The sequence below is a fragment of the Mesorhizobium sp. M0772 genome, assembly GCF_040320135.1.
GTDB lineage: Bacteria > Pseudomonadota > Alphaproteobacteria > Rhizobiales > Rhizobiaceae > Mesorhizobium.
Map to the genome: position 1 here is coordinate 50,627 of NZ_JAMYPB010000003.1, position 22,445 is coordinate 73,071.

The 22,445-nt window shown below is 63.4% G+C and carries 19 protein-coding genes; 11 read left to right on the forward strand and 8 right to left on the reverse strand.

From position 1 onward, the window contains the following. Window positions 1-132: 132 nt before the first annotated feature. A complete protein-coding gene (gene recG, locus NKI06_RS02900) occupies window positions 133-2,241 on the forward strand; it encodes an ATP-dependent DNA helicase RecG (protein ID WP_352983924.1) in 2,109 nt (702 codons plus the stop codon). On the opposite strand, the gene NKI06_RS02905 is transcribed toward recG, so the two are convergent. The 4 genes from NKI06_RS02905 to NKI06_RS02920 all read right to left on the reverse strand — a co-directional run bounded on the left by NKI06_RS02905 (window position 2,193) and on the right by NKI06_RS02920 (window position 7,303). After that, window positions 2,193-2,951 (reverse strand): DUF502 domain-containing protein, encoded by a 759-nt coding sequence (locus tag NKI06_RS02905; protein ID WP_027050381.1) that lies wholly within the window; start codon window positions 2,949-2,951, stop codon window positions 2,193-2,195. The two genes, recG and NKI06_RS02905, sit on opposite strands and share 49 nt — an antisense overlap. Before the next feature lie 92 nt (window positions 2,952-3,043). Beyond that, window positions 3,044-4,867 carry a glutamine--fructose-6-phosphate transaminase (isomerizing) gene (gene glmS / locus NKI06_RS02910; RefSeq protein WP_352983928.1) on the reverse strand — a complete coding sequence of 608 codons (1,824 nt, stop codon included), beginning with the start codon at window positions 4,865-4,867 and terminating at the stop codon, window positions 3,044-3,046. A gap of 194 nt (window positions 4,868-5,061) precedes the next feature. Next, window positions 5,062-6,435, reverse strand: coding sequence for a bifunctional UDP-N-acetylglucosamine diphosphorylase/glucosamine-1-phosphate N-acetyltransferase GlmU (glmU, locus tag NKI06_RS02915; protein ID WP_352983931.1), 1,374 nt, complete (start codon window positions 6,433-6,435; stop codon window positions 5,062-5,064). A 121-nt stretch (window positions 6,436-6,556) separates the two neighbouring features. Beyond that, window positions 6,557-7,303, reverse strand: coding sequence for a cytochrome c biogenesis CcdA family protein (locus NKI06_RS02920; RefSeq protein ID WP_352983932.1), 747 nt, complete (start codon window positions 7,301-7,303; stop codon window positions 6,557-6,559). Between the two features lie 218 nt (window positions 7,304-7,521). Between NKI06_RS02920 and NKI06_RS02925 the strand changes: the two genes are divergently transcribed. The 8 genes from NKI06_RS02925 to rpmG all read left to right on the forward strand — a co-directional run bounded on the left by NKI06_RS02925 (window position 7,522) and on the right by rpmG (window position 16,887). Next, entirely contained in the window at window positions 7,522-7,899 is a 378-nt protein-coding gene (locus NKI06_RS02925; RefSeq protein WP_023751518.1) for a COG4315 family predicted lipoprotein, read from the forward strand. A gap of 316 nt (window positions 7,900-8,215) precedes the next feature. Further along, window positions 8,216-10,879: a type I DNA topoisomerase gene (gene topA, locus NKI06_RS02930; protein WP_352983935.1), complete on the forward strand. Its 2,664-nt coding sequence runs from the start codon at window positions 8,216-8,218 to the stop codon at window positions 10,877-10,879. 4 nt (window positions 10,880-10,883) lie between these two features. Continuing rightward, window positions 10,884-13,190, forward strand: a complete 2,307-nt coding sequence (gene rnr, locus NKI06_RS02935) for a ribonuclease R (protein WP_352983936.1) — start codon at window positions 10,884-10,886, stop codon at window positions 13,188-13,190. Continuing rightward, on the forward strand, window positions 13,190-13,642 hold the full coding sequence (locus tag NKI06_RS02940) for a DUF983 domain-containing protein (RefSeq protein WP_031194788.1): 453 nt from the start codon (window positions 13,190-13,192) through the stop codon (window positions 13,640-13,642). The genes rnr and NKI06_RS02940 overlap by 1 nt, the downstream gene beginning before the upstream one ends. 87 nt (window positions 13,643-13,729) lie before the next feature. After that, complete coding sequence (locus NKI06_RS02945; protein WP_352983939.1) at window positions 13,730-14,470, forward strand: NUDIX hydrolase; 741 nt, start codon at window positions 13,730-13,732, stop codon at window positions 14,468-14,470. 79 nt (window positions 14,471-14,549) lie between these two features. After that, on the forward strand, window positions 14,550-15,725 hold the full coding sequence (locus tag NKI06_RS02950; RefSeq protein ID WP_023688313.1) for an MFS transporter: 1,176 nt from the start codon (window positions 14,550-14,552) through the stop codon (window positions 15,723-15,725). A gap of 114 nt (window positions 15,726-15,839) precedes the next feature. Next, complete coding sequence (locus NKI06_RS02955; protein WP_352983942.1) at window positions 15,840-16,295, forward strand: YqfO family protein; 456 nt, start codon at window positions 15,840-15,842, stop codon at window positions 16,293-16,295. Between the two features lie 424 nt (window positions 16,296-16,719). After that, a complete protein-coding gene (gene rpmG / locus NKI06_RS02960) occupies window positions 16,720-16,887 on the forward strand; it encodes a 50S ribosomal protein L33 (protein ID WP_006201775.1) in 168 nt (55 codons plus the stop codon). Window positions 16,888-17,293: 406 nt separating this feature from the next. Here rpmG and NKI06_RS02965 read toward each other — a convergent pair whose 3' ends face one another. Next, window positions 17,294-18,667: a PleD family two-component system response regulator gene (locus NKI06_RS02965; protein ID WP_023681572.1), complete on the reverse strand. Its 1,374-nt coding sequence runs from the start codon at window positions 18,665-18,667 to the stop codon at window positions 17,294-17,296. Window positions 18,668-18,691: 24 nt separating this feature from the next. Then, a complete protein-coding gene (locus tag NKI06_RS02970) occupies window positions 18,692-19,063 on the reverse strand; it encodes a response regulator (protein ID WP_023667574.1) in 372 nt (123 codons plus the stop codon). 239 nt (window positions 19,064-19,302) lie between these two features. Between NKI06_RS02970 and NKI06_RS02975 the strand changes: the two genes are divergently transcribed. After that, complete coding sequence (locus NKI06_RS02975; protein WP_023691161.1) at window positions 19,303-19,602, forward strand: DUF3572 domain-containing protein; 300 nt, start codon at window positions 19,303-19,305, stop codon at window positions 19,600-19,602. Continuing rightward, complete coding sequence (locus NKI06_RS02980) at window positions 19,599-20,252, forward strand: hypothetical protein (protein WP_352983945.1); 654 nt, start codon at window positions 19,599-19,601, stop codon at window positions 20,250-20,252. Before NKI06_RS02975 ends, NKI06_RS02980 begins: the two co-directional genes overlap by 4 nt. A gap of 24 nt (window positions 20,253-20,276) precedes the next feature. Here NKI06_RS02980 and NKI06_RS02985 read toward each other — a convergent pair whose 3' ends face one another. Both NKI06_RS02985 and NKI06_RS02990 read right to left on the reverse strand, forming a co-directional pair. After that, the gene (locus NKI06_RS02985; RefSeq protein WP_352983947.1) at window positions 20,277-21,764 is read right to left on the reverse strand and encodes a hypothetical protein; all 1,488 of its coding nucleotides are present in this window, start codon (window positions 21,762-21,764) and stop codon (window positions 20,277-20,279) included. 99 nt (window positions 21,765-21,863) lie between these two features. Beyond that, the gene (locus tag NKI06_RS02990) at window positions 21,864-22,439 is read right to left on the reverse strand and encodes a GNAT family N-acetyltransferase (RefSeq protein WP_352983949.1); all 576 of its coding nucleotides are present in this window, start codon (window positions 22,437-22,439) and stop codon (window positions 21,864-21,866) included. Between the last annotated feature and the right edge of the window lie 6 nt (window positions 22,440-22,445).

Here is a 22,445-nt window from a genome sequence, read left to right on the forward strand (position 1 = left end):
AAAGCGAAGCGAGTGAGACGGGGTGGGGGTGCGGCGCTGACCTACCGACTTCCTCGAAAGTTAGCCGCGCACCTACCCCCATCCCGCTCCGCTTCGAGGATCGACCCTCCCCACAGGGGGGAGAGTGAAGCCATGCGCCCCTCCCTCCTCGACCCTCTCTTCGTCCCGATCACTTCGCTTGCCGGCGTCGGCCCCAAGGTTGGCGCTCTGATCGAGAAGGTGGTGGCGGCCGATCTCGGCGAACGGCCGGCGCGCGCCGGCGCCCGGGTGTTCGTTCTGCCGCACACCGTCATAGACCGCCGCAATCGTCCCGGCATCGCGCTTGCGCCGGCCGGCGCCATCGTCACGCTCGACGTGCGCATCGACCGCCACCAGCCGCCGCCGCGCGGCAACCGGTCGGTGCCTTACCGCGTCTATGCCCATGACGACACCGGCGAGATCGGGTTGACCTTCTTCCACGCCCATGCCGCCTATCTCGAAAAAGCGATGCCGGTGGGCGAGCATGTCGTCGTCTCCGGCCGTATGGAATGGTTCAACGGCCGCCCGACCATGGTCCATCCCGACCATATCGCTTTGGCAGGTGACACTGAGAGCCTGCCGCTGGTCGAACCGGTCTATCCGCTCACTGCGGGCCTGTCCGGAAAAGTGCTGCGCCGCGCCATCGGCCAGGCGCTCGGCCGGCTGCCGGAATTGCCGGAGTGGCAGGACGCTGCCTTCATGCGCAAGCAGACCTTTCCGGCCTTTGCCGACGCGCTCGCCCGCGTCCACTATCCCGCGGACCCGATCGATGTCGCCATCGAGGGGGTGGCATGGCGCCGCCTTGCCTATGACGAGCTTCTCGCCGGCCAGGTGTCGCTGGCATTGGTGCGGGCAAAAGTGCGCCGGCTGTCGGGCCGGCCGCTCATCGGCGACGGTCGCATCGTCGAGAAACTGCGCGCAGCCCTGCCCTATTCATTGACCGGCAGCCAGGAATTCGCGCTTGCCGAAATCAATGCCGATCTGGCCGACCCCGAGCGCATGCTGCGCCTGCTGCAAGGCGATGTCGGCTCCGGCAAGACGGTGGTGGCGCTGCTGGCCATGGGGCGCGCAGTCGAGGCCGGTGGCCAGGCGGCCTTGATGGCGCCGACCGAGATCCTGGCGCGCCAGCATCTGGCGACGATCACGCCTTTGGCCGAACAGGCCGGCCTGCGCGTCGCCATCCTCAACGGCCGCGAAAAGGGCCGCGAGCGCGCCGATACGCTGGCGGGCCTGGCCAGCGGCGACATCGACATCGTCGTCGGCACCCATGCGCTGTTCCAGGAAACGGTGACCTATCACGACCTCGTCTTTGCCGTGGTCGACGAGCAACACCGCTTCGGCGTCCACCAGCGGCTTGCCATCACCGCCAAGGGCGACGCCCCGGACATGCTGGTGATGACGGCGACGCCGATCCCGCGCACTCTGGTGCTGACCGCCTTCGGCGACATGGACGTCTCCAAGCTGACGGAAAAGCCGGTTGGCCGCCAGCCGATCCGCACCGTCACGCTGCCACTGGAACGGCTGGACGAACTGGTCGGTCGCATGCTGGACGCGGTTGCCGACGGCCAGAAGATCTACTGGATCTGCCCGCTGGTCGAGGAATCCGAAGAGATCAAGTTGATGTCGGCCGAGGACCGTTTTGCCTCGCTGCAGCCCTTGTTCGGCGATCGAATCGGCCTCGTCCACGGCCGCATGAAGGGCGCCGAAAAGGACGAGGCGATGCGCGCGTTCAAGGCCGGCGAAACCCGCATCCTGATCGCCACCACCGTCATCGAGGTCGGCGTCGACGTGCCGGACGCCACCATTATGGTCATCGAGCATGCCGAACGTTTTGGCCTGGCGCAACTGCACCAGTTGCGCGGCCGCGTCGGCCGCGGCGACAAGCCTTCTTCCTGCGTGCTGCTCTACAAGGACCCGCTCGGCGAAACGGCCAAGCGCCGGCTGTCGGTGATGCGCGAGACCGAGGACGGGTTCCTGATCGCCGAAGAGGATCTGAAGCTGCGCGGCGAAGGCGAATTGCTCGGCACCCGCCAGTCCGGCACGCCGGGCTTCCAGGTGGCGCGCATCGAGGTGCACGCCGACTTGCTCGAAGCAGCCCGCGACGATGCAAGGCTGATCCTGTCGCGTGATCCGGAACTACAGTCTGAGCGCGGCGAGGCGCTGCGGCTGCTGCTCTATTTGTTCGGCCGCGACGAGGCCGTGCGGCTCTTGCGTGCCGGCTGAGCCAAAGCACCAAGCGGCGGGTTGGCGAGATCTCCGTCGATCGGCTGGCCGTTCATCGTCACCATTTTCGGCTTGACTTCGGGCGCCACCAGCCCGGCCGAGACGATCAGCCTGGCGCCGTCCTCAATCGTCATGTCGAGCAGCACGATGTCGGATTTCGGCACGTACATCAGGAAACCGGTGGTAGGGTTCGGCGTGCACGGCATGAACACGGCGATCATCGGGTCGCCTGCATGGTCGAGCTTCTGGTTGATCTCGGTTTCCTTTTCACTGGCGACGAACACCAGCGACCAGACGCCTTTTCGCGGATATTCGACCAGCCCGACCTGGCGGAACATATCACCCTTGTTCGAAAGCACCGTCTGGAATATCTGCTTCAGGGAACCGTAGATGCCGCGCACCAGCGGCATACGGCCAAGCAGCCGTTCGCCGAAATTGACGATCGCGCGGCCGACGATGTTGGCGGTCATGAAGCCGATCAGCGTGATCAGCACGAGCGCCACGATCAGGCCGAAGCCGGGCACCGGAAACGGCAAATAGGTGTCGGGGCTGTAGCGCGCCGGAATGTACGGCTTCACCCAGGAATCGACCCAGCCGACGAACGACCAGGCGATATAGGCGGTGATCGCCAGCGGCGCGCAGACGATAAAGCCTGTGAGGAAATAGTTCCTCAGCCGGGTCATGCCGGAAGTTCTGGGAGCATCAGACATGGTTCACCGGGGACGCGGGTTGCAGGGCCACACTAGTGAAGCGAACGGCGCTTTGGAACCGCGAAGTTTTTAAGACCGCCGATGAGCGCCGACTACTCCACGGTCACCGATTTCGCTAGATTGCGCGGCTGGTCGACGTCTGTCCCCATAAAGACGGCGGCGTAGTAGGCCAGCATCTGGATCGGCAGCGCATAGATAATCGGCGAGATGATTTCCGGCACGTCGGGCAGGATGATCGTCTCCATCGTCTTGACGCTGACCTGCGCCGCGCCCTTGGCGTCGGTGATCAGGATGATCTTGCCGCCGCGCGCCGCCACTTCCTGCATGTTCGACACGGTCTTTTCGAAGATACGGTCATGCGGCGCGATGACGATGACCGGCATGTTTTCGTCGATCAGCGCGATAGGCCCATGCTTCAGCTCGCCCGCGGCATAACCCTCGGCATGGATGTAGGAGATTTCCTTGAGTTTCAGCGCGCCTTCCATGGCCAGCGGGAAATTGGTGTCGCGGCCGAGATAGAGCACGTCCTTGTAGCGCGAGATTTCGCGCGCAATGCGCTCGATCTGCTCCTCAAGCTTGAGCACCTGGTTGGCGTAGCGGGGCGCCTCCGAAAGAGCGCGCACCAGCGTCTTTTCCTCATCCTTCGAGATCGTGCCGCGCGCCACGCCGGCGCGCACCGCCAGCGAGGCCAGCACCGAGAGCTGGCAGGTGAAAGCCTTGGTCGAGGCGACGCCGATCTCCGGGCCGGCCAGCGTCGGCAGCACGACGTCGGATTCGCGCGCCATGGTCGATTCGCGCACATTGACGATGGCGCCGATCTTCATGCCCGCCTTGCGGCAATAGCGCAGCGAGGCCAGCGTGTCGGCGGTTTCGCCGGACTGCGAGATGAAGAAGGCGGCATCATCAGCGGATAATGGCATTTCGCGGTAGCGGAATTCCGAGGCGACATCGATGTCGACCGGCAGCCGCGCATAGCGCTCGAACCAGTATTTGCTGATCAACCCCGCGAGATAGGCGGTGCCGCAGGCCGAGATCGCCAGCCGGCCAATCTTGGCGAAGTCGAACGGCAGTTCCAGCGGCTTCGACACGCCAGAGACGAAATCGACGTAGTGCGCCAGCGTATGCGAGATCACCTCGGGCTGTTCATGGATTTCCTTTTCCATGAAATGGCGGCGGTTGCCCTTGTCGACCATGAAGCTGGTCGACAGCGATTGCTGGCGCTTGCGGGCAACCTCTTTGCCGTCGATGTCGAAGATGGTGACGCCATCGCGGCGCACCACCGCCCAGTCGCCGTCTTCAAGGTAGGTGATGGAATTGGTGAAGGGCGCCAGCGCGATGGCGTCGGAGCCCAGAAACATCTCGCCATCGCCATGGCCGACGGCCAGCGGCGGGCCATTGCGGGCGCCGACGATGAGGTCCTCGTCGCCGGTGAACATGATGGCCAGAGCAAAGGCGCCTTCCAGCCGCTTCAGCGCCTGATGCGCCGCCTCGATCGGCTTCAACCCCTTGGCGAGTTCGCGCGCCACCAGATGTGCTACGACCTCGGTGTCGGTCTGCGACGAGAAGGAATAGCTGTCGCGGATCAGCTCGTGGCGCAACTCGGCGAAATTCTCGATGATGCCATTGTGGACGATGGCGACGCCGTCGGAGAAATGCGGATGGGCGTTGGTCTCGTTCGGCACACCATGCGTCGCCCAGCGCGTGTGGCCGATGCCGATCGTGCCATCGAGCGGCTCGTCCTTCAGCCGGCGTTCGAGATTGATCAGCTTGCCTTCGGCGCGGCGGCGACCGAGCGCGCCCTTCTCGACTGTAGCGACGCCGGCCGAGTCATAGCCACGATATTCAAGCCGCTTCAAAGCATCGACAATGAGCGGCGCGACTTGGCTCTGGCCGACAATTCCGACGATACCGCACATGCGCCTGCCCCCGATTCACCTGGAAAACCAGTCCCGATGGAAAACCAGCGCTATCTAGGGATTGCCGGCCCGCCGCGAAAGTCACTTTGCGTTTCGTCTGCTGTAACGGAACGCTTCTCAACCCGATGCACCATGACACACCGCTCTTGCAATCCGGTTACCGCAATTCCTCGGTTGTTCAATTGCTTCGGCGGTTAATGGCCGGTGCCGGCCTTTTTCTTCGCCGCTGCGGCAGACGCGAAGCGCTCGCGCAATTCCTTGCCCTTGCCGGGAATGGTCTTCTGGCGGGCGCGGCCGAAGGCCAGCGCATCGTCCGGCACGCTTTCGGTTATGACGCTGCCCGAGGCGATGTAGCCGCCCTTGCCGATCGTAACCGGCGCCACCAGCGACGAGTTCGAACCGATGAAGGCGCCCTCGCCGATGTCGGTGAAAAACTTCGAGTAGCCGTCATAGTTGCAGGTAATGGTGCCGGCGCCGATATTGGCACCCGCGCCCACACGGGCATCGCCGATATAAGTCAGATGATTGACCTTGGCGCCCTCCTCGATGACCGCCTGCTTGACCTCGCAGAAATTGCCGACCTTGGCCTTGTTGCGAAGATCGGCACCCGGCCGCAGCCGCGCGAACGGCCCGACAACGCAGTTGGAGGCAATGGTGGCGCCTTCGATGTGGCTGAAAGCGTGGATCTTGGCGCCGGTTGCAATTTTCACGCCCGGTCCGAACCAGACATTGGGCTCGACGATCGTATCGGCGCCGATTTCGGTGTCATGCGAGAAATACACGGTTTCCGGCGCGATCAGCGTTACGCCCGACCGCATGGCCTCGTAGCGCCGGCGCACCTGCCAGATGCCTTCGGCCTGCGCCAGTTCGGCTCGGTTGTTGATGCCGAGCGCACTCTCGAAGCTGGTTTCGGTGGCAACGACATCGAGCCCTTTCGCACTGGCGATCTCGACGATGTCGGTGAGATAGAACTCGCCCTTGGCGTTCTTGTTGCCAACCTGGTCGAGCAGGTCGAGCGCATGCTTGCCCGCCACCGCCATCATGCCGGCATTACAGAAGCCGATCTTCTTTTCCTCGGCGGAGCAGTCCTTCTCCTCGCGGATGGCGGTGAGCTTGCCGCCCTTTTCGATCAGCCGGCCATAGCCGGTCGGGCTGGGCGGGCGGAAGCCGATCACCACAACAGCCGCGCCATCGGCAAGCTTTCGCCGCGCGGTCACCAGGGCTTCAGCATCGATCAGCGGCGTGTCGCCGAACATCACGAGAATATCGTCATAACCCTTTGATATCGCATCGCGCGCAGCCCGCACGGCATGCGCAGTGCCGAGCCGCTTCTCCTGCACGAAGGTCTCGGCCTTGGGCGCGAATTTCGCCGCCGCCTTGCGCATATCATCGGCGCCATGGCCGATCACCAGCGCCTGGCTGCGGGCGCCGGCGGCCTCGGCCGCTTTCACCACATGGGCGACCATCGGCAGTCCGGCGATCTGGTGCAGCACCTTCGGCATCGCGCTCTTCATGCGCGTGCCTTCACCGGCGGCGAGAATGACGGACAGGCAGGATCTCTGGCTCATGGATGGCAACCGTATGAAAGGGATCAGGAATCGCAGAGTGGTAGCATCTGGCGTCATGCTGCACCAATGCGGTTAAATTCCGGTGAGGTGATGAGGCAGTTCACTCTCGATCAGCGGATCGCTACCCCAGCCGGCCCAGCACCGGAAAATTCTCGAGCAGCCAGTAGGACACCGTCTGCACGCCGCCGGTGAGGAAGAACACGCCGGCGACGACCAGCAGCGCGCCGATGGCTTTTTCGACGCGGCCGAGATGGACGCGGAACCTGCCGAGGAAGCGCATGAAGGCGCCGGAGAACAGGGCAGCAATCAGGAACGGAATGCCGAGGCCAAGCGAATAGGCGGCAAGCAGAAGAGCGCCCTCGCCCACCGTCTCGCGACCGCCGGCCAAGGTCAGGATCGGCCCCAGCACCGGGCCGATGCACGGCGTCCAGCCAAAGGCGAAGGCCAGCCCCATGACATAGGCGGCGACCATGCTGGCAGGCTTGCCCTGCGACTGAAAGCGCGCCTCGCGCGACAGAAGTGGTATGCGCAGGATGCCGAGGAAATTCAGCCCCATCAGGATGATCAGCACCCCGGCCGCCATCGCCAGCGGCTCCTGCCAGACGCGCAGCCAGTGGCCGATGGTCGAGGCGCCGGCGCCAAGCGCCACGAACACGGTGGAGAAACCGAGTACGAAGGCGAGCGAGGAATAGATGAGCGCCCCGCGGGCGCCGGCCTTGGCGGTGACGCGGGCATCGCCGCGAAAGTCGTCGACCGACACGCCGGCCATGTAGCAGAGATAGGGCGGCACCAGCGGCAGCACGCAAGGCGACAGGAACGAGATCGCCCCCGCTCCGACCGCGCTGACATAGCCGATGTCCAATGGCATTCCAGAACTCCAGATTCCTTGGCGCCGGTATAGCGGTGCAAAACCGTGTTCGCCAATCACCATCGTGTGGCATTTGGCTACACATACGGTCCGGCCGGACGAATTGTTACCGACCAATCCCAAGTTGACCAAGTCGGGGAAGAAATGCCCCTCGCCGAGCGTTCACACAGCGAAGCCGCGATTTCTGCGCGCTTCGTCGGATCACCAGGGAGATTTCCATGAAAAGCATCACTGTCGGCCTGGCCGCCCTTCTGCTCAGCACCGCCGCATCCTTCGCCGCCGAAGCGTGGAAGGAAGCCGAAGTCGGTGGCACCAAGATCTACACCGATGCCAATGGCATGACGCTCTATACCTATGACAAGGACGAGAAGGGCAAGACCAACTGCTACGACAAATGCGCCACCAACTGGCCGCCGCTGAAGGCCGAGGACGGCGCCAAGGCGGACGACGAATGGACCATCGTCGACCGCACCGACGGCACCAAGATGTGGGCCTATGACGGCAAGCCGGTCTACACCTTCATCAAGGACAAGAAGGCCGGTGACATCACCGGCGACGGCGTCGGCGAAGTCTGGCACATCGTCAAGGCCGACTGATCGTCCGAACCTCTATCCCGCACCCCATCGGCGGGACTCGGCTGGCCGCCGGCTCCAAGCGACCCGGCGACCAGTTCGGCATTTACGCGCAGCACGAACTGGTCGCGGCGCCTTTCCCGGTGGCTCGAAACACGAACCGTCCCAGACAAAAATTTTGTGATCTTCTCCATACACTCTAAGAGTGTATTGCGGCACACGCCTCCGCATTTTGGCCGCTTGCCCTTGACCGATCGCAAAAGCGCGGCCATGTGAGCGACCAATTGAATGCGTCACGCAGCGGAATTCTTCTGCCGCCCCACAGCTGATATGAGACCTCATGGACGTCGTCGTCGTCGAATCGCCGGCCAAGGCAAAGACAATCAACAAGTATCTCGGCAAGAACTTCAAGGTTCTGGCCTCGTTCGGCCATGTCCGCGATCTGCCGGCCAAGGATGGTTCGGTGCGTCCCGACGAGGATTTCGCCATGTCCTGGGCGGTCGACACCGCGTCCGGAAAGCGTCTCACCGACATAGCCAACGCGGTCAAGGATGCCGATGGCCTGATCCTCGCCACCGATCCGGATCGCGAGGGCGAAGCCATTTCCTGGCACGTGCTGGAGGTGCTCAAGCAGAAGCGCGTGTTGAAGGACAAGCCGGTCAGCCGCGTCGTCTTCAATGCCATCACCAAGTCGTCGGTGCTGGAAGCGATGGCCAATCCGCGCCAGATCGATGCGCCATTGGTCGATGCCTATCTGGCTCGCCGCGCACTCGATTATCTCGTCGGCTTCACGCTGTCGCCGGTGCTGTGGCGCAAATTGCCGGGCGCCCGTTCCGCCGGCCGCGTCCAGTCGGTGGCGCTGCGCCTGGTCTGCGACCGCGAATCCGAAATCGAACGTTTCGTCCGCGAGGAATACTGGCAGATCGCTGCCCTCCTCGGCACGCCACGTAACGACAGCTTCGAGGCGCGGCTGACCGCGTTCGAGCGCAAGAAGCTGCAGAAGCTCGACATCGCCAGCAAGGCGCAGGCCGACGATATCAAGGGCATGCTCGAAGGCGCGACCTTCAAGGCTCTGTCGGTGGAAGCCAAGCCGACGCGGCGCAATCCTGGCCCGCCCTTCACCACTTCGACGCTGCAGCAGGCGGCATCGTCGGGCCTCGGCTTTTCGGCGACGCGCACCATGCAAGTGGCGCAGCGCCTCTATGAAGGCATGGAGATCGGCGGCGAGACCACCGGCCTGATCACCTATATGCGAACCGACGGCGTGCAGATGGCGCCGGAGGCGATCGACGCCGCCCGCGACACCATCGCCAAGGAATTCGGCCCAAGATACCTCCCGGAAAAGCCGCGCCAGTACACAGCCAAGGCTAAGAATGCCCAGGAAGCGCACGAGGCGGTCCGCCCGACCGATTTCATGCGCACGCCGGCTTCGGTCAGGCAGTATCTCGATTCCGACCAGCTGCGGCTTTACGAATTGATCTGGAAGCGCGCCATCGCCAGCCAGATGCAGTCGGCCGAGATCGAGCGTACCACGGTCGAAATCGAGGCGGTCAATGGCGCTCGCACCGCGGAGCTTCGCGCCGTCGGTTCCGTCGTTCGCTTCGACGGCTTCATCGCCGCCTACACCGACCAGAAGGACGACGACGCCGAAGACGAGGAAAACCGTCGTCTGCCCGAGATCCGTGCCGGCGAGCAGCTGGCCCGGCAGGCGATCAATGCCACCCAGCACACCACCGAGCCGCCGCCGCGCTACTCCGAGGCGTCGCTGATCAAGAAGCTGGAAGAGCTCGGCATCGGCCGTCCGTCGACCTACACCGCGATCCTGAAGACGTTGGAAGACCGTGACTACGTCACCATCGACAAGCGCCGGCTGGTGCCGCAGGCCAAGGGCCGGCTGCTGTCGGCTTTCCTCGAAAGCTTCTTCGAGCGTTATGTCGAATATGACTTCACGGCCTCACTCGAGGAAAAGCTTGACGAGATTTCCGACGGCAAGCTCGCCTGGAAGGACGTGCTGCGCGACTTCTGGAAGGATTTCTCCGGCGCCGTTGCCGACATCAAGGAACTGCGCGTCACCGACGTGCTCGATGCGCTGAACGAGGAACTGGCGCCGCTGGTGTTCCCCGCGCGGGAGGATGGCTCGAATCCCCGCATCTGCCCAAAATGCGGCTCCGGCAATCTGTCGCTGAAACTCGGCAAGTTCGGCGCCTTCGTCGGCTGCTCCAACTATCCGGAATGTTCTTTTACCCGCCAGCTCGGCGATGCCGCCAACCCGAATGGCGAGAATGGCGACGGCGAGGACGGCACCAAGGTGCTCGGCAACGATCCCTACACAGCAGAGGAAATCACGCTGCGCTCAGGCCGCTTCGGTCCTTATATCCAGCGCGGCGACGGCAAGGAAGCCAAGCGCTCCAGCCTGCCCAAGGGTTGGACGCCCGACTCGATCGATCATGAAAAGGCCTTGGCGCTGCTGTCGCTGCCGCGCGACATCGGCAAGCATCCTGAATCCGGCAAGATGATCTCCGCCGGGCTTGGCCGCTATGGTCCATTCGTTTTGCATGATGGCACCTATGCCAATGTCGACAGCATAGAGGATGTGTTCTCGATCGGCCTCAACCGCGCTGTCACCGTGATCGCCGAGAAGCAGCTGAAGGGCAAGGGCGGCCGCAATGGCGGCACTGCTGCCGCGCTGAAGGAACTCGGCGACCATCCCGATGGCGGCGGCAAGATCGTCGTGCGCGATGGCAAATACGGGCCCTATGTCAACTACGGCAAGGTCAACGCGACACTGCCCAAGGGCAAGGATCCGCAGTCGGTGACCGTCGAGGACGCGGTGGCGCTGATTGCCGAGAAGGAAGCCAAGGGCGGCGGCAAGAAGCCGTTCCGCAAGGCGGCAGCCGCCAAGGCCCCCACAGCCAAGAAAACCACTGCCAAAACAACCACTGGCAAGAAAACCACAGCCAAGAAGTCGGCGACCAAGAAGCCGGCGGCGAAGAAAAAGGGATAGCAGCGTGGCGCGCAGGATCACCGGTAGAAGCCACGGCGATCCGCGCACCGCCGACACGAGGGCCAAGGTCAAGGACGACTACAGGCCCTCGCGTGACGAAATCCTGCGCTACATCGCCGAGAACCCCGACCGCGCGGGAAAACGCGACATCGCAAAGGCGTTTGCATTGCGCGGCGACGACCGCATCTGGCTGAAGGACATTCTGCGCGACCTGCAGGACGAAGGCATCCTGACCAAAGAGCGCAAGCGGTTGGCCCGCGTCGGCGCTCTGCCGCACGTCGCCGTACTCGACATTTTTGGCCGCGACGGCGACGGCATCCTGCTGGCGCATCCGGCGGAGGCCGTCGGCACCGGCGAACCGCCGGTCATCTCGATCCGCGTCTCCCGCGGCGGCAATGGCCCGCAGCCGGGCATCGGCGACCGTGTGCTGGCCAAGACCTTCCCGACCGACGATGCGACCGGGCCCGCCTATACGGGCCGGGTGATGAAGATTTTCGAGAAGCGCACCGATGCCGTGCTGGGCGTCTTCCGTATCCTGAGGGACGGCACCTTCCGAATCGAGCCGGTCGAACGTCGCCAGCCCGAACTGATCGTCGACAAGGAATTCCAGAACGGCGCCAGGAACGGCGACCTTGTCGAGGTCGAGCCGGCGCGGGCCTCCCGGTATGGTTTGCCGCGCGCAAAAGTGCTGGCGGTGCTGGGCTCGCTGACCAGCGAAAAGGCGGTCTCGATGATCGCCATCCACGCGCACGACATTCCGCATATCTTCCCGGCCGACGTCATCGCCGAATCCGAGGCGGTAAAACCGGCGACGCTTGCTCACCGCGAGGACTGGCGCGACCTGCCGCTGGTGACCATCGACCCGGCCGACGCCAAGGACCATGACGACGCCGTCTTCGCCACGCCCGACCTCGAGGAGAAGAACCCCGGCGGCGTGATCGCCACAGTGGCGATCGCCGATGTCGGGGCCTATGTCCGCTATGGCACCGCACTCGATCGCGAGGCGCTGAAACGCGGCAATTCTGTCTATTTCCCCGACCGCGTCGTGCCGATGCTGCCAGAGCGCATCTCCAACGACCTGTGCTCGCTGCGCGAAGGCCACGACCGTCCCGCGCTTGCCGTGCGCATGATTTTTGCCGCCGATGGCCGCAAGCTGCGTCACACCTTCCACCGCGTCATGATGAAATCGGCGGCAAAGCTCGCCTATCCGCAGGCCCAGGCCGCGATAGACGGCCTTCCTGACGACAAGACCGGCCCGATCCTCGATACGGTGCTGAAGCCGCTGTGGGACGCCTACGCCATCCTCAAGCGCGGCCGCGATGGCCGCCAGCCGCTCGAGCTTGATCTGCCGGAGCGCAAGATCCTGCTCAAGCCGGACGGCACCGTCGACCGCGTCATCGTCCCGGAGCGGCTCGATGCCCACAAGCTGATCGAAGAATTCATGATCCAGGCCAATGTCGCCGCCGCCGAAACGCTGGAAGCGAAGAAGCAGGCGCTGGTCTACCGCGTCCACGATGCGCCGTCGCTGGCCAAGCAGGAATCGCTGCGCGAGTTCCTGCAGACGCTCGGCCTGTCGCTGGCGCGTGGCGCGCAGATGCGGCCCGCCCAGTTCAACGGCATTCTCGAGCGCGTGCGTGGCGCCGACAATGAGGGGCTGGTCAACGAAGTGGTGCTGCGCTCGCAGAGTCAGGCCGAATATTCGCCCAAGAACATCGGCCATTTCGGCCTCAACCTGAAGCGCTACGCGCATTTCACCTCGCCGATCCGCCGCTATGCCGATCTGATCGTGCATCGCGGGCTGATTGCCGCACTTGGGCTCGGCCCCGGCGGGCTGACGCAGGACGAAGAGACGCGGCTGGAAGACGTCGCGGTGCTGATCTCCGGCACCGAGCGCCGCGCCATGGCGGCCGAGCGCGACACCGTCGACCGGCTGATCGCCGCCTACCTCGCCGAGCGCATCGACGACCGCTTCGACGCCCGCATCTCGGGCGTCACCAAATCGGGACTATTTGTCCAATTGCCGCAGTTTGGCGCAGATGGCTTCATCCCGGTGTCAAGTCTGGATGGCGATTACTATATATATGACGAAACCGCGCGATCGCTGTTCGGAGAACGCACCGGCAAGGGCTATCAGCTTGCCGACCGCGTCGAGGTTCGCCTGATCGAGGTGGCGCCTATGGCCGGCGCGATGCGTTTCGAGATGCTGACCGACCCGAAGCCCCTGCCCGGCTCCAAACGGTCGTTTCACAAGGCAAAAGGCCGCGCCCGCGCGTCGCAATCGCGCCCGGGGTCGCGCGGCAGGAGACGATAATGGCAAGCGAAATGGGAATCCAGAAGCAGGTTTTCGGCGGCGAACATCATTCGGGCCGAGTCGCCCGCCCGCTGTGGACGGCGATGAAGCGCGGCGCCCTTGGCCGCTGCCCGCATTGCGGCGAAGGCAGGTTGTTCGCCGGCTTCACCAAAAGCGTCGACAAATGCGCCGTGTGCGGTGAGGAGTTCCACCACCACCGCGCCGACGACCTGCCCGCTTATCTCGTCATCGTCATTGTCGGCCACATCGTTCTCGGCGCCTTCATGGGCGTCGAGGCGACCTCGACGCTCTCCATGTGGCAGCACATCGCCATTTGGGTGCCGCTGACCATCGTGTTGTCGGTCGCTCTGCTGCAACCGGTCAAGGGCGCCGTCATCGGACTGCAATGGGCGCTCTATATGCACGGCTTCGGCGGCGAAAAAGACGGCACCGAGCCGCATCCCGGAACCTAGTTTGCGTCAGGGCAATGTCGCCTGGCGCAACATGCCGACCGTGAAAGGCCACTTTCGTTTGCCAGAAGTTTCCGCTAGGTCCTGCGCATGGAAGGTATGACCAAGGCGGAAGTCAGCAGGATGGACCGTGGCGCGGCCGCCCACAGCGGCCTGCCCATACGCCCGCGCGATGCCGCCACCCTGATCCTGCTCGATCGCGAGGGCGACGAGATTCTGGTGCTGATGGGCCGGCGCCATGCAGGCCACGCCTTCATGCCCGGCAAGTTCGTCTTTCCCGGCGGCCGCACCGATTCGGCCGACAGCCGCATTGCCGTTGCCACCCCATTGCTCCCGGAGGAAGAAGCCAGGCTGACCGCCGGCGTCGGCCGCATCAGCCCGTCGCGGGCCCGTGCCATCGCGCTCTCGGCCATCCGCGAGACCTATGAGGAAGCCGGCCTGCTCATCGGCCGCAAAGGCTCTTTCGCAACCGACAAACGCGACTGGCAGGGCTTTGTCGAGCACGGCGTCCAGCCTTCGCTGGCGCCGCTGCGCTTCATCGCCCGCGCCATCACCCCGCCCAATCGCGTGCGTCGTTTCGACACCCGCTTCTTCAGCGCCTGGCGCAGCGATGTCGCCGTGGAACTGCCGGGTGGCGGCCCGACCAATGAGCTGGAAGAACTGGTCTGGCTGCCGCTCGCCAAGGCCAGAGAGGCCGATATCCCCGACATCACCCGAACGATCTTGCAGGAGCTGGAGACGCGGCTTGCCGACGACCCGCGCCTGCGACCCGGTGGGTCGGTGCCGTTCTACCGGCTTGTCCGCAACCGCTTCGTTCGCGAAATTCTTTAGAGCAATTCCAGGAAAAATGTGACGCGGTTTTCCGTCCGGAATTACGCAATATCAAACAGACAGAGTATTCAGGCATCCCATGACGGTCGATACCCAGCAAGAGGGCGACGAGCGCGTACATTGGCTACCGATGATCGCCGCGATCTCGTCGATCAGCGTCGTCGGCATCGCCATAGGCCTCGGCATGCCGCTGCTCAGCGTTATTCTCGAGAGCCGCGGCCACTCGGCATCGATGATCGGCCTCAACACCGCGGTCGCCGGCCTCGCCTCGATCGCCGGCGCCCCGCTGGCCACGCCGCTGGCGATGCGCTTCGGCGTCGCCTGGACGATGATCGCCATGATCGCCGCCGGCGCGCTCGCCTTTGTCGGCTTCCACTTCGCGCCGGACTTCTGGATGTGGTTCCCACTACGCATCGTGCTGCACATCGCGCTGACGGTGCTGTTCATCCTGTCGGAATTCTGGATCAGCACCTCGGCGCCGCCGCGCCGGCGCGGCCTGGTGCTCGGCATCTATGCCACCGTGCTGTCGCTCGGCTTCGCCGCCGGGCCATGGATCTTCGCCCATATTGGCAGCACCGGCTTCTTGCCGTTTGGCGTCATCATCGTCCTGGTCGCGCTGGCCGCAATCCCGGTGCTGGCCGCACGCAATGAAAGTCCCACAATCGTGGTTGACGGCGAAACCAGCAACTTCCTGCGCTATATCTGGCTGGTGCCGACAGCGACCGCCGCCGTGCTGGTGTTCGGCGCTGTCGAGACCGGCGGCTTTGCGCTGTTCCCCGTCTATGGCAACCGCATCGGCTATTCCGAGGCGGATGCAGCCCTCCTGCTCACCATGATCGGCCTCGGCAACGTGCTGTTGCAGATCCCTATCGGTATGATCAGCGACCGCGTCTCAGACCGCCGCTATCTGCTTTTGGCCTGCGCCACGGTCGGACTTGCCGGCACCATCTTCATGCCGTTCTTCGCCGGCAATTGGCACCTGATGGCGGCGCTTCTGTTTGTCTGGGGCGGCGTGGTGGCCGCCATGTACACGATCGGCCTTGCCCATCTGGGCTCGCAGCTCTCCGGCCATGAACTGGCCTCGGCCAACGCCGCCTTCGTGCTCTGCTACGGCGTCGGCATGGTGCTTGGCCCGCAGGCGATCGGCATCGGCATGGATGCCTTCGGGCCCTCCGGCTTCGGCTGGTCGCTCGGCCTGTTCTTTGCCGCCTATATCGCCTTGGTCAGCGCCAGGCTGATCCGCAAGATCTGGTAGCCTGTCCGCCGCAGCCTGCGCATCCTGACGGGATGTCGCCGCTGCTGACAGAACCGTGTCAGGAGACCTCAGCTAAAAGGGTGTCCCAAAAAACCCGAGTTTGAGGATACGGCGATGATCGACAGCGGCTTTGAAACCACATCTCTGCGCATGACGCTTCTGCTGCTTGTCAGCTTCCAGGCCCCGGCAGCCGATGTCGACCGCATCATGGACGCCGTGGTCGCGATCGCGCCGCTGGCAATGGGCAAATACGACCGCAACGCCTATCAAACCGCGCACGGCATCGAACGCTACCGACCGCTGGAAGGTGCAGCCGCCGGCGTCGAAACCGAACTGCGCCGCCGCCCCGGCACCGTCGAGGTCTCGTTCGAGTTGCCCGACGACCAGGCGCTCGCCGCCCGCGTCGTCGAGGCGATTTTCCAGGCGCATTCCTACCAGGAGCCGGTGATCCGCATCCAGCCAATGCTCGCCAGCCGCTCCAAGGGCCTGGACGACCGCGCCAATCCGAATCGCTGGTGGAACACCACCGGGGACTGGAAGAAAGCGCTTCCAGTTAAGGAAGAAGCCTAGAAATCCGGCCCCGCTGAGGGCGAGCAACAGCGACCTTACCTTCTCTCCTTGTGGGGTGAGAAGCGGCCTCGTAGCGGACGAAAAGCCAATTGCTTGGTTTTTCGAGATTCGAACGCCCTGAGCCTGCGAAGAATTGGGCGGGGGTGACAATCCACCCTGCCCAACCCGCCGCTTCGCTGCGTCCCGGCATTCGCCGGCCCATAGCCATGCTGTCCGTCTCGTCCTCAGCCTCCATCGCGCCGATGATAAAACCGGACAACTCACGTGCTACCTAATCCGGACAACTCATGTGCTTACGACAGAGGCAAGGCGTCGGGCTTGACTTTCCGGGCACGTTCTTTATGTGTCGCGCCAAGTTTCCCGCGTCCGGGTGTTTTCCCCCGCTCCAGCGGCCAAAACCCCACGAACATAACGGACTGATACAATGGCCAAAGCCGCAAACATCAAGATCAAGCTTCTGTCGACCGCCGACACCGGTTTCTTCTACGTGACCAGCAAGAACAGCCGTACCAAGACCGACAAGCTGTCGTTCCGCAAATACGACCCTGTCGCCAAGAAGCATGTCGAGTTCAAGGAAACCAAGATCAAGTAATCTGGTTTTCATACGCTCTGTCAAAAGCGCCGCCCTCCGGGCGGCGTTTTTGATTCAAGGCCCCGAAAGCCAGAACCCTCCGCTGTTTGGCGCGAAGTGCTCATCTCATTTTTGGCAAAAAAGGGGGCCGGTCGGCGTATGGCAGCGGTACGAGGAGGCCACTATGTGCCAGCGCCGGCCGGCCGACCCCACGGACCCAGGAGATGCGGCGGACCTGAGCATCATGGGGTATTCGGCGAAGCGATGCGGCTGTCTACCCTCGTGCCCGCATCGCCCTTGTTCTTGCACCGCACATTTGCGCAACAATGTTTGAAAATCAATAGTTTCTTAACCAAGCCTGCCGAATCGCTTGGATTAAGGTAAATTCCTAACCCTGTCCGATTGACTGCATAATCGGTGGTCTAGCCTACGCTGCCTTGGCGACGACCCGGTTGCGGCCGCCACTTTTGGCTTCGTAGAGCGCCACGTCGGCACGTTTCATCAACGCCGCGACCGTGTCCGCGCCCTTCAGAACCGATGACACGCCGACGCTGACCGTGACTTCGATCGCCTTGCCTTCAGGGCCGATGGCAAACGGCAGCTGGGCGATTTCGGCGCGAATGCGCTCGGCAACCTTCTCCGCCACCGCGCCGTCCGTGTCCGGCATCACAACGACGAATTCCTCGCCGCCGAAGCGGCAGGCAAGGTCGATGCCCCTGACGTTCTTGCGCAGCCGCCTTGCGAACTCGCGCAGCACATCGTCGCCGCCATCATGGCCATGCGAGTCATTGACGGTCTTGAAGCGGTCGAGATCGGTGATCATCACCGACAGAGGCCGCCGCCGCGCCACGGCGCGGTCGAACAGCGTCTGCAGATGACTGTCGAGGTAGCGGCGGTTGTGCAGCCCGGTCAATGCGTCGGTCACCGCCATCTCGATGGTCTGGGCGACGCTGGCGCGCAGCTGATCGTTATAGCGCTTGCGCCGCACCTGGGTACGCAGCCGCGCCGTCAGCTCCTGCTGGTCGATCGGCCGCATCAGATAGTCGTTGATGCCGAGTTCGAGGCCTCTGATGATGCGGCCCTCCTCGCCTTCGTCGGCAATCAGGATGATCGGCAGGAAGCGGGTGCGGTCGAGCGAACGCAATTGCGAACACAACCGCAGCGGATCGAAATCGGTAAAACCGGTCGAGATCAGCACGCACTCATAGGGCGCCTCGGCGGCCTGGAAGAAGCCGGCATGCGGATCGGTGGCAATGTCGAGCTCGGCGCTGCCGCGCAGCATGTTCTGGATGCGCTCAACCGACGATTTGCGCTCGTCGATCAACAGCACCTTCGGCGTGGCGTCCTCCGACGCGAAGCTGCGGCTCAACAGCGCCTCGATGCCGATGTTGCGGGTGGTCGATGCGCGCAGCCGCAGCTCGTCTGTCAGCGACTTCAGCCTGACCAGGCTCTTCACCCGCGTCATCAGTTGCAGATCGTTGACCGGCTTGGTGAGAAAGTCGTCGGCGCCTGCCTCGAGGCCGCGCACCCGGTCGGCAACATGGCCCAGCGCGGTCACCATGACCACCGGTATATGCGCGGTCGCCGGATCGCTTTTCAGCCGCTTGCAGACCTCGAACCCGTCCATGCCGGGCATCATCACGTCGAGCAGCACGACATCGACCTTGCCGTTTTCGCAGGTCTCGATCGCGTCCGGCCCGTTGGAGGCCGTCAACACCTCGAAATATTCGGCCAGCAGCCGAACCTCGAGAAGTTTGACATTGGCAGGGATGTCGTCGACGACGAGGATCCGCGCGGTCATGTCACAAGGCTCCGGCTGAAGGCATCAGGCATCACCGAGATAGGATTTGATGGTCTCGATGAAACGCGGCACCGAGATCGGCTTGGAGATGTAGGCCTCGCAACCGCCCTGGCGAATGCGTTCCTCGTCGCCCTTCATGGCGAAGGCGGTGACGGCGATGACCGGAATGGAATGGAGGTCGTCGTCCTCCTTCAGCCATTTCGTCACTTCCAGCCCCGACACTTCGGGCAGCTGGATGTCCATCAGGATCAGGTCGGGCCTGTGCTGGCGCGCCAGATCGAGCGCCTCGAGCCCGTTGCGCGTGCGCACCGTTTCATAACCGCTGGCTTCGATGAGGTCGCGAAAGAGCTTCATATTGAGCTCGTTGTCCTCGACGATCATGACCTTCTTAGGCATCGATTTCCCGTCCCGGCCAGGCTTCTGCCCGAAGCCCTGCCGCTATGCGCCCTTGTCGAAGCACACCAAACCCTCGCCCACTCTTAAGGCAATATGATTGACGAAATGGAAACCCGAAGCGGCAAAAGCCATTCGGATTCCACCTCGAAAACCACATTGGATCGGGGCTGTGGCTTGCCGCAGGCGACGCTTGCGATTACTGCGGAAAAGAGACTCATTTCCGCAACGAGAAAGTAGTGATGGCAAACGCAGCGTCAATGCGCGAGGAAGCGGAAACCATTGCCGTGAAGGCACTGGGCTTCGTCGCCGCCGACCCCGAACTCCTGCCGCGCTTCCTGGCCATCACCGGCATCGAGGCGTCCGCCATCCGCCGCGCCGCGGCCGAACCGGGATTCCTTGCCGGCGTGCTGCAGTTCATCCTCGCCCACGAGCCGACCTTGCTGCGCTTTGCCGAGGAAACCGGCACCCCGCCTGCCTCAGTCGGCAAGGCGTTGCGCGCGCTGCCTCTTGGCGGCGACGACCATGAGCATTCGATATGAGCGACGATCCCGAGACGGCACGCCAGATCGCCGAACTTGCAGCCGACGACCGGCCTCTGCTGATCCTCGATGTCGACGATGTCGTGCTCGAATTCATCCGGCCGTTTCCGCATTTCCTGAAATCGCGCGGCTTCGGCCTGACCCTGGCCTCCTTCCGTCTCACCGGCAACATTGCCGAAACGGCGAGCGGCCGGCTGATCGAACAGCCGGAGGTGACGGCACTTCTCGGAGATTTCTTCGATACGCAGGCCGACTGGCAGAGCGTTAGCGACGGTGCCGAACAAGCGCTTGCCAGCCTCAGCGACCGCGTCGAGATCGTCCTTTTGACCGCCATGCCGCACCGGCATCGCGCCGCCCGCCGCGCCCATCTCGATGCGCTCGGTCTGCCCTATCCGCTATTGACCACCGAAATGGCCAAGGGACCCGCGGTGGCCAAATTGCGTGGTAGCAGAGGCCGGCCGGTAGCCTTTGTCGACGACCAGCCCGCCAACCTCATCTCGGCACGCAACTCGGTTGCCGACGCCCACCTCTTCCACCTGATGGCCGACAATTCGCTGCGCGCCTTCCTGCCGCCGGTGCCGGACGACATCATCTCCGTCGAGGACTGGCACGAGGCCGCGCCGAAGATCGCAAGCGCGCTCGGGCTCTGAGTTAGTCGCCTCTGAGTCCAGCGCTCAGGGCTTCGTTGCTGTCCCAGGGCTCGCATCCTGATCGGTGTTGTCTTCCACGACCGGATCAGGCCCCTTCAGCATGGCGCCGTTGACCGTCACCGACCCGTCGTGCCTGGCGTTGATCACCCATTCGATACGACCGCCCGGCAGCGTCTTGGCGAATCCCTTGATGGCCAGCGCGCCGGTAAAAGCCTGCGAGGCCTGCGGGTCCGTCTTCGCCGCCTCCTGCAGGCTTGCCACGATCTTGTCGTAGCCAGTCACGTCGATCGTCACGTTGGCATCGGGCTTCTTGTCGGGGAAGGTCATTTCGCCTTCCATGGCGACCTCAATGTCACCATTCTTGACCGTGCTGTGTCCAAGCACGAACTTTGGTGTCTTGGCCAAGAAATCGGCGGAAATCTCATCGCCGAAATCTGCCGGAAGCGGTGGATCCTTACTGAAATCGAGGGTTTCTATGGTTTTCCGAGCCATACTGTCGAGATCGATGTTGGCGCCGCCGAAATTCAGGTCGAGATCCGTCGGCAGCAACGGAACGGTCCAACTGGGCAGCATCTGCTGCGGTATTGTCAGGCCGGAAACCTTGAATGCGTAGCTGATCTTGCCGTCCTTGGTGATGCCGTCCATGCCGACAACGGTGTTCAGCTGCGCCGCGCCGAAATTGCCGGCATATGTTTCAATGGCAAGGTTTTTGAATGCGTAGGTCCCATCGATCCGTTCCCATAGCGGCAGCGCACCGAGCAGAAGCGTTTTGAACTCTGCTTGATCGGCCTTCAGCCGGGCCTCGTCCTCATGGGCGACGGCGAACGCCAAAAGATCCAGAAGCGGCTTGGTCTGAATGGCCTTAGCGGTCACGTTCACAGCGAGCTCCGGTGCCCGGAGCGCTGCGATTGACCGGTCATCGATTTTGACCGTTTCGACGAAGTCCGCCATCGCCTGTGTGAAATTAAGATCGACGCCGCCGTTGGCCGACTTGCTGGCGTCAAATTTGGAAGAGCCCAGCCCCACGCTCAAATCGGTCAATTGACTGACTTGGCGCGACGTCATCGTCATGCCCGCAATCGAACTGGTGCCGCTGGTAAATGCCGCCAGTTCCGGGTCATAGACGCCCGTGAACTTGCCATCCTTGACAACGATTTGCCCGGTGTTCAGGCCATTTGGGCCATTTACCTCGATGGACCCAGTCGTAGAGAAATCCGAGGCGACATCCCAGCCTCCGTCGCTGCGCGGTTTGATCCGCAGCGTGACGGGCGGGAAATCGAACCGCTTCAGATCCTGCTTCGGCATCTTCGCCACAAGCGCCTTCACATCGAAGGTGATCTTGTAGGCACCCTCCTCGGCTGAGATCTTCAAAATGCCTTCATTGAGCGCCTGTTTGCCGACATAGCGAGAGAGCTCATCGGAAAGTTGCTTGGCACCTTGGGCATCGACAGCCTGGCCAAAGGCAGGAGCGCTGAGGGCGAGAAGGAAAGCAAGCGGCAAGACACGGTTCACAAAATTCTCCATTTGACCAAAAAGGAACGCTTCGTTCGTCTGCTATGAAACCAACCTACAGCTTCCACAGGACATCAACAAACGCCGACGGGTAATTAACTACAACACCAGCCGCATCAGCGGCCGGCCGGCCTTGCGTTCGAGGAGCCGCTCGAAGCCGGCCTTTTCGAACACACGCGACGAGCCGACGAACAGCCCGATCGAACGCGAATCGCGCGACACGTCGATCGGACACGCCTCGACCAGCCGCGCCTTGTTCTGGCGGGCAAAAGCGATGCCGCCCTCGACCAGGCGGTGGCTGACGCCCCGGCCGCGCGCGCTGGCGCGGATGAAGAAGCAGGAGATGGCCCAGACGCCGGGATCTACGGCGTCGGTTGGATCGACCGGCGCCGAGCCCCGGCCCCGATTGTTCCATTCGGGCACGTCGGCGCGTGGACCGATCTGCATCCAGCCGACCGCCTGGCCGTCCTCGAAGGCCAAAAGCCCCGGCGGCGGCCCGGCCTCGATACGCGCCTTGATATTATCCTTGTTGCGCTGCTTGTCGCTGGCCCGCCGGACCGCCGGCGCCATCCGGAAATGCGTGCACCAGCAGCCGTAACAGGCGCCCTGCTTGCCGAAAAGATCCTCGAAATCCGCCCATAGGTCAGGCGCCAGCGGCGCTATGGTGGTGCTCATGAGTTC

Coding starts and splice junctions, on each gene's coding strand:
- recG (WP_352983924.1), top strand. CDS start 133: ATGCGCCCCTCCCTCCTCGACCCTCTCTTCGTCCCGATCACTTCGCTT.
- NKI06_RS02905 (WP_027050381.1), bottom strand. CDS start 2,951: ATGTCTGATGCTCCCAGAACTTCCGGCATGACCCGGCTGAGGAACTAT.
- glmS (WP_352983928.1), bottom strand. CDS start 4,867: ATGTGCGGTATCGTCGGAATTGTCGGCCAGAGCCAAGTCGCGCCGCTC.
- glmU (WP_352983931.1), bottom strand. CDS start 6,435: ATGAGCCAGAGATCCTGCCTGTCCGTCATTCTCGCCGCCGGTGAAGGC.
- NKI06_RS02920 (WP_352983932.1), bottom strand. CDS start 7,303: ATGCCATTGGACATCGGCTATGTCAGCGCGGTCGGAGCGGGGGCGATC.
- NKI06_RS02925 (WP_023751518.1), top strand. CDS start 7,522: ATGAAAAGCATCACTGTCGGCCTGGCCGCCCTTCTGCTCAGCACCGCC.
- topA (WP_352983935.1), top strand. CDS start 8,216: ATGGACGTCGTCGTCGTCGAATCGCCGGCCAAGGCAAAGACAATCAAC.
- NKI06_RS02940 (WP_031194788.1), top strand. CDS start 13,190: ATGGCAAGCGAAATGGGAATCCAGAAGCAGGTTTTCGGCGGCGAACAT.
- NKI06_RS02945 (WP_352983939.1), top strand. CDS start 13,730: ATGGAAGGTATGACCAAGGCGGAAGTCAGCAGGATGGACCGTGGCGCG.
- NKI06_RS02950 (WP_023688313.1), top strand. CDS start 14,550: ATGACGGTCGATACCCAGCAAGAGGGCGACGAGCGCGTACATTGGCTA.
- NKI06_RS02955 (WP_352983942.1), top strand. CDS start 15,840: ATGATCGACAGCGGCTTTGAAACCACATCTCTGCGCATGACGCTTCTG.
- rpmG (WP_006201775.1), top strand. CDS start 16,720: ATGGCCAAAGCCGCAAACATCAAGATCAAGCTTCTGTCGACCGCCGAC.
- NKI06_RS02965 (WP_023681572.1), bottom strand. CDS start 18,667: ATGACCGCGCGGATCCTCGTCGTCGACGACATCCCTGCCAATGTCAAA.
- NKI06_RS02970 (WP_023667574.1), bottom strand. CDS start 19,063: ATGCCTAAGAAGGTCATGATCGTCGAGGACAACGAGCTCAATATGAAG.
- NKI06_RS02975 (WP_023691161.1), top strand. CDS start 19,303: ATGGCAAACGCAGCGTCAATGCGCGAGGAAGCGGAAACCATTGCCGTG.
- NKI06_RS02980 (WP_352983945.1), top strand. CDS start 19,599: ATGAGCGACGATCCCGAGACGGCACGCCAGATCGCCGAACTTGCAGCC.
- NKI06_RS02990 (WP_352983949.1), bottom strand. CDS start 22,439: ATGAGCACCACCATAGCGCCGCTGGCGCCTGACCTATGGGCGGATTTC.